Below are 10,679 nucleotides of genomic sequence, written 5' to 3' on the forward strand. Positions count from 1 at the left end.
CATACGAATGGCGGCGGGTTTTTTCGTTGAGCTTCGGGATCGACCGACTTCGGGATCGACCGGTCAGGCGGGCTGCGCCTCCGATGTCGTGTGATCCTTCGCTTCGTCGTCGGTCAGGATGCCGCTTGCCTTCAGCAGCGAGGCAAAACGTCCTCCGCTCTCGCTGAGTTCGTCATAGCTGCCCATCTCGGCGACGCGGCCGTTCTCGAGGAAGATCACCTTGTTCGCATCGCGAACGGTCGAAAGCCGGTGGGCGATAATGAAGGTGGTGCGGTTCTCGCGAAGGCGGTCGATGGCCGTCTTGACGCGAGCCTCGGTCTCGACGTCCAGCGCACTGGTCGCCTCGTCGAGAACAAGGATCGGTGCATTCTTGAGGATGGCGCGGGCAATGGCGATGCGCTGGCGCTCGCCGCCGGACAAGCGGTTGCCGCGCTCGCCGACAGGCGTCTCATAGCCGTTCAGCCGGGTTTCGATGAACTCGGCGGCGGCGGCGGCTTCCGCCGCCTTGGCGATTTCCTCTTCGCTCGCCCCTTCGCGGCCGAGGCGGATGTTTTCGCTGATCGACCGGTTCAGGAGACCGGCGTCCTGGAAGACGGTGGCGATGGAATGGCGCAGCGATTTCCGCGTCACCTTGCCGATATCGACGCCATCGATGAGGATCTTGCCTTCCTGGGGATCGTAGACACGCTGCAGGAGGTTGATAAGCGTCGTCTTTCCGGCACCGGTCGGCCCCACGATGGCAACCGTCTCCCCGGCTTTTGCGGTGAAGGAAACGTTGTGGACGCCCTGGCTCGTACTGGCGAAACCGAAGGAGACGTCGCGGAATTCCACTTCACCGCGAACCTCGCCGAGGTCGGCGGCATCGGCCGGCTCGGCACGCTCTTCGACGGAATCCTCAAGGGTGAAGAAGTCTTCGAGCTTGGCGCGCGCTTCGAAAATCTGGGTCGCGAACTGGCGCAGCAGATCGAGACGGCCGATCAGCAGGTTGGCGAAGCCGATGAAGGCCACGACATCGCCGACCCGGATTTCGCCCCGCTGGACCAGAAGCGTACCGATGACGAGGATGACGCCCATGGAAACCGTCGAGGCAGTACGGTTGAGCGCGCCCGCCAAGGCCCACCAGTCGAGCACCGGATATTGGGCTGCGAGCAAATCTTTAGTATAGTCCTTGAGCGCCAGGGTCTCGGCTTCGATGCGGTTATAGCTGTGCAGCACCGACACGTTGCTGATCGCGTCGCTCACATGCGAGAAGACAGTGTGGTAGTGGTTCTCGACCGAGGCCTGGCCCTCCTTGGTGCGGTTCATCACCGTAACGCCGATGATCCAGTAGAGGATGCTCAGCACCAAAAGGACGAGGCTGAGTCGCCAATCCATGGAGATTGCGGTCGGGATCAGCAGAACAAGCGCCACTGCGGTGGCGAGGTGAGTGCGCATGAATTCGAGCCACAGGCCGAACAGGCTCTCTGCGGCACGCAGCAGGGTATGCAGCGCATTGGAGGTGCCGCGGGTGTGGTGCCAGGCAAGCGGCATGGAGATGATGCGTCCGAAAGCCTCGGTCAGCAGCGACGCGCGTCGGCCATGGGCGAGCCTGTCGGCCTCGCGGGAGACAAGCACGTAGGCGACGGTATTGAAGACGCCGAAACCGGCCCATAAAATCAAGACCGGAGTAACAGTACCGCCGGATGAAATGGCGTCGATGATGCGGCCGAACAGGATCGGTTCGGCAATGGTGATGACGGCCAGCACGATATTGGCGACGACGACGGCACCGACGCGCCATTTGTTCTTGGCCAGATATCTGAGGGCTCGTGCGTAAACCTGGAACAGCGTCAACTGGCGCAACCTTTTTCATGTGGAGCCGCCATGGCAGCGGCATCGGTAATCTAATGATCGTAAACGGCAATTCCGCGACGGATGCCGGAGATAATACCCTTCTGCCAGAAATGTTTCATGGAGAGCAAGACTTCCCGTATTCGGTGTCTCGAACCAGTTCACAGCTTCTCACAGAAAGCCGTCAAGGGCTAGATTTCGCGGTATACCTTCAACGAATGATAACTATGCTAATCGATTGTGAATAAGGGAAGTCACTGAAATTTAATACAAAGAAAAGAAGCGCCCGGAAAGAGCGCGGCGGGAGCAAGTCGTGAACATTCAGCTGGTCGTGCAACTCTTGGTACTCGTCGGGGAAGTCAAGACCGAGGCGGAGCTGACGGCTCAGCTCGAATCCCTGCTGAAAGCCTATGGTTTTGAATATTACGGACTGGTTATCCGGCCACGCTCTCACCAGGGGCCGGCAGGCTTGTCCCTCGCCGAACGCTGGCCGGAAGGCTGGCAAGAAATCTACGAGAGCCGCAAATACGTGCTGGTCGACCCAACCATCCGGATGCTCAGCATCGCGCAAAGACACTTCCGCTGGCGGGACGCGGCCCTCAGGCTCCGCAACGATCCGCACCGGCAGCGCATGCAGCGGATGATGCAGGAGGGGATGCGTTACGGTCTCCAGGACGGCTACATGTTTCCGATCCATGGCCGCAACGGCTTGCTCGGCAACATGACCATCGGCGGGCGCCCCGTGGATCTTTCGCCCGCTGAAACGGCGCTGTTCGATGCCGCCGCCAAGAGGACGTTCTGGCGCTTTCTGGAGCTGCGCGGGCAGGCAGAAGAACTGGAAGCCGTCGCAAAAGTAGACACCCAGCTTACCCGCCGCGAGATGGAAGTCATCGTGCTGCTGGCCGAGGGCCTGACCTCCAACGAGATTGCAAAGTCGCTCGATATCTCCAGCCACACGGTCGACTGGTACATCAACGGGCTTCAGGAGAAGCTGCGCGCCAAGAACCGCCAGCATGTCGTCGCTTCGACGTTCCGCCTCGGTCTCGTCACCTAGAAACCAGCCCCCATTCGTCCGACATAAATTTGTCATCCGGCCTTCCGATAAATTGCGCTTGCTTGATTAAGGCGATACTGATTTCTTTGCAGTGCAGCATTTTTCTCGATGGCGCGTGGGGAGATCCGTCTTGTCGATTTCGAAGATACTGGTTGCCAATCGTTCGGAGATCGCCATCCGCGTCTTCCGTGCCGCCAACGAGCTTGGCATCAAAACCGTTGCGATCTGGGCGGAGGAGGACAAGCTCTCGCTGCATCGGTTCAAGGCCGACGAGAGTTATCAGGTCGGTCGCGGGCCGCATCTTTCCAAGGATATGGGGCCGATCGAGAGCTATCTGTCCATTCCGGAAGTCATCCGCGTCGCCAAGCTTTCCGGCGCCGATGCCATCCATCCGGGATACGGCCTTTTGTCGGAAAGCCCGGAATTCGTCGAGGCCTGCAACGAGGCAGGCATCATCTTCATCGGCCCGCGGCCGGATACGATGCGCCAGCTCGGCAACAAGGTTGCGGCCCGCAATCTGGCCATCTCGGTCGGCGTGCCGGTGGTGCCGGCGACGGAGCCGCTGCCGGACGATATGGCGGTCGTTGCGAAGATGGCCGAGGAAATCGGTTATCCGGTGATGCTGAAAGCGTCCTGGGGCGGCGGTGGGCGCGGCATGCGCGCCATCCGCGATCCGAAGGATCTGGCCAGGGAAGTCGTGGAAGCCAAACGCGAGGCGATGGCTGCCTTCGGCAAGGACGAAGTCTATCTCGAAAAGCTGGTCGAGCGTGCCCGCCACGTGGAGAGCCAGGTGCTCGGCGATACGCACGGAAATGTCGTGCACCTCTTCGAGCGCGATTGTTCGATCCAACGCCGCAACCAGAAGGTCGTCGAACGCGCGCCCGCACCCTATCTTTCGGAAGAGCAGCGGGCGGAGCTTGCCGCCTATTCGCTGAAGATCGCTGCGGCGACCAATTATGTCGGTGCCGGCACGGTCGAGTACCTGATGGATGCCGATACGGGCAAGTTCTACTTCATCGAGGTGAACCCGCGCATTCAGGTCGAACACACGGTGACCGAAGTCGTCACCGGCATCGATATCGTCAAGGCGCAGATCCATATCCTCGAAGGTTTTGCGATCGGCACGCCCGAATCCGGTGTGCCGGCTCAAGCTGACATCCGTCTCCACGGCCACGCGCTGCAATGCCGGATCACCACCGAGGATCCGGAACACAATTTCATCCCGGATTACGGCCGCATCACCGCCTACCGCTCGGCGGCCGGTTTCGGCATCCGTCTCGACGGCGGCACGGCCTATTCGGGCGCGGTGATCACCCGCTATTACGATCCGCTGCTGGTCAAGGTGACGGCCGCCGGCTCGACGCCGCAGGAAGCTATCAGCCGGATGGATCGTGCTCTGCGCGAGTTCCGCATCCGCGGCGTGGCGACCAATCTCACCTTCCTCGAAGCGATCATCGGCCACCCGAAATTCCGCGACAACACCTATACGACGCGGTTCATTGATACGACGCCGGAACTGTTCGAGCAGGTGAAGCGGCAGGACCGTGCCACCAAGCTCTTGACCTATCTCGCCGACGTCACCGTCAACGGCCATCCGGAAACCAAAGGCCGGCCGGTGCCATCCGAACATAGCGCCAAACCGGTGCTGCCCTATATCAACGGCCCGGTCCCGGACGGGACCAAGCAGCTTCTCGACACGCTCGGCCCGAAAAAGTTCGGCGAATGGATGCGCAACGAAAAGCGCGTGCTGATGACCGACACCACGATGCGCGACGGTCATCAGTCGCTGCTGGCCACCCGCATGCGCACCTATGACATCGCGCGGGTCGCCGGCGTCTATGCGCGGGCGCTGCCGAACCTGTTCTCGCTGGAATGCTGGGGCGGCGCGACTTTCGACGTTTCCATGCGGTTCCTCACCGAAGATCCATGGGAACGCCTGGCGATGATCCGCGAGGGTGCGCCGAACCTGCTGCTGCAGATGCTTTTGCGCGGCGCCAACGGCGTCGGCTACAAGAACTATCCCGACAACGTCGTCAAATTTTTCGTTGCCCAGGCCGCCAGGGGCGGCATCGACCTCTTCCGCGTCTTCGACTGCCTCAACTGGGTCGAGAACATGCGCGTCTCGATGGATGCGATCAACGAAGAGAACAGGCTCTGCGAGGCGGCGATCTGCTATACGGGCGATCTCTTGAATTCGGCGCGCCCCAAATACGACCTCAAATATTACGTTTCCCTGGCCGAGGAGCTGGAGAAGGCGGGCGCCCATATCATCGCGCTGAAGGACATGGCCGGCCTCCTGAAGCCGGCTGCGGCGCGGGTGCTGTTCAAGGCGCTGCGCGAGGCGACCTCGTTGCCGATCCATTTTCACACCCATGATACGTCCGGCATTTCGGCGGCGACCGTGCTTGCCGCGGTGGACGCGGGCGTCGACGCGGTCGATGCGGCAATGGATGCGGTGTCCGGCAATACGTCCCAGCCCTGCCTTGGCTCGATCGTCGAAGCGCTGTCCGGCTCCGAGCGCGACCCGGGCCTCGATCCGGAATGGATCCGCCGCATCTCCTTCTATTGGGAAGCGGTGCGCGGCCAGTATGCGGCCTTCGAAAGCGACCTCAAGGGGCCGGCTTCGGAAGTCTATCTGCACGAGATGCCGGGCGGCCAGTTCACCAACCTCAAGGAACAGGCCCGCTCGCTCGGGCTTGAAACCCGCTGGCACAAGGTCGCCCAGACCTATGCGGACGTCAACCAGATGTTCGGCGACATCGTCAAGGTGACGCCGTCCTCCAAGGTGGTCGGCGACATGGCGCTGATGATGGTCTCCCAGGACCTCACCGTTGCCGACGTCGAAAACCCTGTAAAAGACATCGCGTTTCCGGATTCGGTCGTGTCGATGCTGAAGGGCGATCTCGGCCAGCCCCCCGGCGGCTGGCCGCAGGCGCTGCAGAAAAAGGCGCTGAAGGGGGAGGCGCCCTACACGGCGGTGCCCGGTTCGCTTCTGCCGCCTGCTGATCTTGCTGCGGAGCGCAAGGTCATCGAGGACAAGCTGGAACGCAAGATCGACGACTTCGAGTTTGCCTCCTACCTGATGTATCCGAAGGTGTTCACCGACTTCGCGCTGGCTTCGGACACTTACGGCCCGGTCTCGGTTCTGCCGACACACGCCTATTTCTACGGTCTCAACGACGGCGAGGAACTGTTTGCCGACATCGAGCGAGGCAAGACGCTGGTTGTCGTCAACCAGGCGATGAGCGGCACGGATGCGCAGGGCATGGTCACCGTGTTCTTCGAACTCAACGGCCAGCCGCGCCGCATCAAGGTGCCGGACAGGGCGCATGGGGCTTCCGGCAGTGCGGTGCGCCGCAAGGCAGATATCGGCAATGCCGCTCATCTCGGCGCGCCGATGCCCGGCGTCATTTCCCGCGTCTTCGCGACGACCGGCCAAGCCGTGAAAGCCGGCGACGTGCTGCTCTCGATCGAGGCGATGAAGATGGAAACCGCGCTGCATGCGGAAAAAGACGGCACCGTGGCCGAAGTCCTCGTCAAGGCCGGCGACCAGATCGACGCCAAGGATCTGCTGATCGTTTATGGCGGCTGAGTACAGCTGCTTTTCCCGGCTACCCGGACTTTCTGGCCGAGTCCTTCGCAGAAAATGATCATCAGGCCGGCGCAATTGTTCAGGATTGCGCCGGGGCCTCGTGTTGGCCGGCGGCGAATGGCATGGTGCGAACATTTTTTCCGCGTTGCAGGTTTCGCCTCGATACAATTTGTGAGAGGGAGGGTTTCTTCGCGGCGTTGCAAATTCAATCGATTTAAATATGTTCGCGACGATCGAAAGGAACCTATCCATGGACAGTCGCGCACCCTCAAACGCTTCCTCCAGCTCCCGAGCTTTCTTCACCCGCGAAAGGGCGGGCGTGTCGCTGCTCTTCCTGATGAACGGCTTCATGATCGGCGCCTGGGCGCCGAAAATCCCGGAATTTGCGAGCCGCCTGGGCTTGAGCGAAAGCTCGCTCGGATTGATGATCCTGACGTTCGGTCTCGGATCGCTGCTGATGATGCCGCTTGCCGGCAGCCAGATTGCCCGTTTCGGATCGAGCCAGGTCGCCAAGTATACCTCGGTGCTCTTGACGCCGACATTGCTGCTTCTCACCTGGGTCGGCAGCATCTGGTCCGGCGCTGTGGCAATCTTCCTGTTCGGCGGTCTGATCGGGGCCATGGACGTGGCGATGAATGCCAATGCCGTGTCGGTCGAGAAAAGCATGCGCCGGGCGATCATGTCGTCCTGCCACGCCTTCTGGAGCCTCGGCGGTTTGATCGGCTCGTCGACGGGCGGTTTCCTGATCGAACATATCGGCGTTTCCGCGCATGCCATCCTGGTCACGGTGCTGGCCGCGGTGATGATCATTGCTGCCTGGCCGACCGTTTTGCATGATGCGCCGCATCCGGACGAAGCCAAGCACGGCGGAAGCCGCCTGCCGCTTTCGCCGCTGCCCTGGCTGATCGGCATCATGGCGCTGTTCTGCATGATCCCGGAAGGCGCGATCCTCGATTGGGGTGCGCTTTACCTCCGCAATGAGTTGGCGGCTTCCGTCACCCTCTCCGGCTTCGCGTTCGCTGCGTTCTCGCTCACCATGGCGGCGATGCGTTTTGCCGGCGACCTGATCCGCGACCGTTTCGGCGCGGTGATGACGCTGCGCGTCTGCGCCGTCATCTCGATCTTCGGGCTGCTGCTGATCGGCTTTGCCCAGAATGCGCCGATGGCGATTGCCGGCTTTGCGCTGACGGGCATCGGCATTTCCAACATCGTGCCGATCGCTTTCTCTGCGGCCGGCAACCTGCCGGGCATGGCGGCCGGCGTCGGCCTCTCGGTGGTCACGACCATGGGCTATTCCGGCATCCTGGTCGCTCCATCGGCGATCGGCTTCATCGCCGAACACACGGGGCTGGCGGCGATCTTTGCCGGCCTTTCGGCGCTCATCATCGTGGTGCTGGTCCTCTCGCCCTTGGCCAGACATGCCGACACGGCGCATCATTAGGTGCGTCAGCCTGCCGGGCTGGAACGGGAAAGGCCGGTGCGATAAAGTGAGTGTCGCAGCGGTTGACAAGCCGCAAGCCATACGCCACCTGAAAGACGCTTCATTCCCAAGGCGACGAGACTTCCGATGACCGCACCCATCGATTACGATCCGAAACCGCGCCGCGCCACGGTCGCCGTCGATGTCGGCGGCGTCATCGTCGGCGGAGGTGCGCCTGTCGTCGTGCAGTCGATGACCAATACGGACACGGCCGATATCGACGCAACGGTCGCCCAGGTCGCGGCGCTCCACAAGGCAGGCTCCGAGCTGGTGCGCATCACCGTCGACCGCGACGAGAGTGCCGCCGCGGTGCCAAAAATCCGCGAGCGGCTGCTGCGTCTCGGCATGGACGTGCCGCTGATCGGCGACTTCCATTATATCGGCCATAAGCTGCTCGCCGACCATCCGGCCTGCGCCGAGGCGCTGGCAAAATACCGCATCAACCCCGGCAATGTCGGTTTCAAGGACAAGAAGGACAAGCAGTTCGCCGACATCATCGAGATGGCGATCCGCTACGACAAGCCTGTGCGCATCGGGGTCAACTGGGGTTCGCTCGATCAGGACCTGCTGACCACACTGATGGACCGCAACGCGGCGGACGGTTCGCCGCTGTCGGCCCGCCAGGTCATGCATGAGGCGATCGTCCAGTCTGCGTTGATTTCCGCCGAGCTTGCCGAGCAGATCGGCCTGCCGCGCAACCGCATCATCCTGTCGGCCAAGGTCAGCCAGGTGCAGGACCTGATCGCGGTCTATTCGATGCTCACAGAGCGTTCCAACCATGCGCTGCATCTCGGCCTCACTGAAGCCGGCATGGGCTCCAAGGGCATTGTCGCCTCCTCGGCGGCCATGGGTTATGTGCTTCAGCACGGGATCGGCGACACGATCCGTGTTTCGCTGACGCCGGAGCCGAACGGCGACCGTACCCGCGAAGTGCAGGTGGCGCAGGAACTGCTGCAGGTCATGGGTTTCCGCCAGTTCGTTCCCGTCGTCGCCGCCTGTCCGGGCTGCGGGCGGACGACCTCAACGGTGTTCCAGGAGCTCGCTCAGAACATCCAGAACGACCTGCGCAAGAACATGCCGGTCTGGCGCGAGAAATATCCGGGCGTCGAAGCGCTCAACGTCGCGGTGATGGGCTGCATCGTCAACGGTCCGGGCGAGAGCAAACATGCCGACATCGGCATCTCGTTGCCGGGCACCGGGGAAACGCCGGCTGCGCCTGTGTTCATCGACGGCAAGAAGGCGCTCACCCTGCGCGGCGTGAACATTGCCGCCGATTTCGAAAAGCTGGTTATCGACTATATCGAGCAGCGTTTCGGCCAGCGCACGGCTGCTGAATAAATCATGAGCCGATACTGGTCGCCGATCGTCAGCCGGCTTTCGCCCTATGTCGCGGGCGAGCAGCCGCGCATTCAGAACCTCGTCAAGCTCAATACCAACGAAAACCCCTACGGGCCTTCTCCGAAGGCCATAGCCGCAGTCCAGGCGGCGGCGGATGATGCCCTGCGGCTTTATCCCGATCCGTCGGCGACCGCATTGCGCGAAGCGATCGCTGTACGTTTCGGCGTGCAATCGGATCAGGTCTTTGTCGGCAACGGTTCGGACGAGGTGCTGGCGCACACGTTCCAGGCGCTCTTGAAGCATGACAAGCCGCTGCTCTATCCGGACATCACCTACAGCTTCTATCCGACCTATAGCCGGCTCTACGATATCGACGTCGTCGAAATCCCGCTCGATGAAGGCTTCCGGATCAAGCTTTCCGACTACGACCGGCCCTGCGGCGCGATCATCATTCCGAACCCGAATGCGCCTACGGGTATAGGCCTGGCCCTCCCGGATATCGAGGCCCTGGTTGCCGCGCATCCCGACGTGCCGGTCGTGGTGGACGAAGCCTATATCGATTTCGGCGGCGAGACCGCTACGAGCCTCATTGCCCGCCATCCAAATCTCCTCGTCATCCAGACGCTGTCGAAATCCCGTTCGCTGGCTGGGATGCGCGTCGGTTTCGCGCTCGGCCAGCGGCATCTGATCGATGCCCTGGAACGGGTGAAGGACAGTTTCAATTCCTACCCACTCGACCGGCTGGCTCAGGTTGCCGCGACGGCTGCGATCAAGGATGCCGAATGGTTCGAGACCTGCCGGCAGAAGATCATCGCGACGCGCGACCGCATCAGCGGCGAATTGCAGGCGATGGGTTTCGATGTGCTGCCGTCGCAGGCGAACTTCATCTTCGCCAGGCATCCGGCTCTATCGGGCGCCGAAGTCTATTCGGCCTTGCGGGCGGAGGGCGTGCTGGTGCGCCACTGGAACAAGCCGCGCATAAACGACTATCTGCGCATCTCGATCGGCACGGATGCCGAATGTGACCGGCTGCTGGACGTCTTGAAGACCCTCCCCGCCGCCGGCTGATCGCGGCTCTTCTTTCGCCGCATCGGATCTCTTTGCGGGGTGTCTTGATCGGCCCGGTTCCGGCCGCCCTTGTGGTCAATGACGAAGATATGCCGGCCTCCTCGCTATTGCCGCAATTCATGGTAAATGAGGTTGCACCACTGACGACGGGGACATCGATTTACATGCTGAAGAAAATTGCAATCGTCGCACTTTGCGCGACCTATCTTTCCGCCTGCACCACGACCGACCCCTATACCGGGGAACAGAAGATTTCCAACACCACCGGCGGCGCTGCCATCGGCGCGGGCCTCGGCGCGCTTGCCGGCGGCTTGACC

Annotated in this window: 6 protein-coding genes and 1 pseudogene; 6 read left to right on the forward strand and 1 reads right to left on the reverse strand. The window is 61.9% G+C overall.

Features of this window, described 5'->3' with window-relative positions; translation table 11 throughout:
• Positions 1-63: 63 nt before the first annotated feature.
• Positions 64-1,833 (reverse strand): glucan ABC transporter ATP-binding protein/ permease, encoded by a 1,770-nt coding sequence (locus MOV61_RS12870; RefSeq protein WP_038546831.1) that lies wholly within the window; start codon positions 1,831-1,833, stop codon positions 64-66.
• 310 nt (positions 1,834-2,143) lie between these two features.
• Between MOV61_RS12870 and MOV61_RS12875 the strand changes: the two genes are divergently transcribed.
• The 6 genes and pseudogenes from MOV61_RS12875 to MOV61_RS12900 all read left to right on the forward strand — a co-directional run.
• Positions 2,144-2,884 (forward strand): LuxR family transcriptional regulator, encoded by a 741-nt coding sequence (locus MOV61_RS12875; RefSeq protein WP_247136836.1) that lies wholly within the window; start codon positions 2,144-2,146, stop codon positions 2,882-2,884.
• A gap of 130 nt (positions 2,885-3,014) precedes the next feature.
• A complete protein-coding gene (gene pyc, locus MOV61_RS12880) occupies positions 3,015-6,476 on the forward strand; it encodes a pyruvate carboxylase (RefSeq protein ID WP_247136837.1) in 3,462 nt (1,153 codons plus the stop codon).
• A 250-nt stretch (positions 6,477-6,726) separates the two neighbouring features.
• Positions 6,727-7,917, forward strand: a complete 1,191-nt coding sequence (locus tag MOV61_RS12885) for an MFS transporter (RefSeq protein ID WP_247136838.1) — start codon at positions 6,727-6,729, stop codon at positions 7,915-7,917.
• 126 nt (positions 7,918-8,043) lie between these two features.
• Positions 8,044-9,294, forward strand: a complete 1,251-nt coding sequence (gene ispG / locus MOV61_RS12890; RefSeq protein ID WP_247033960.1) for a flavodoxin-dependent (E)-4-hydroxy-3-methylbut-2-enyl-diphosphate synthase — start codon at positions 8,044-8,046, stop codon at positions 9,292-9,294.
• Between the two features lie 3 nt (positions 9,295-9,297).
• On the forward strand, positions 9,298-10,362 hold the full coding sequence (gene hisC, locus MOV61_RS12895) for a histidinol-phosphate transaminase (protein ID WP_247136839.1): 1,065 nt from the start codon (positions 9,298-9,300) through the stop codon (positions 10,360-10,362).
• A 164-nt stretch (positions 10,363-10,526) separates the two neighbouring features.
• A pseudogene (locus MOV61_RS12900) lies at positions 10,527-10,679 on the forward strand (cell envelope biogenesis protein OmpA); the annotation flags it as partial.

It is taken from the genome of Neorhizobium sp. BETTINA12A (genome assembly GCF_023006485.1).
Classification (GTDB): Bacteria; Pseudomonadota; Alphaproteobacteria; order Rhizobiales; family Rhizobiaceae; genus Neorhizobium.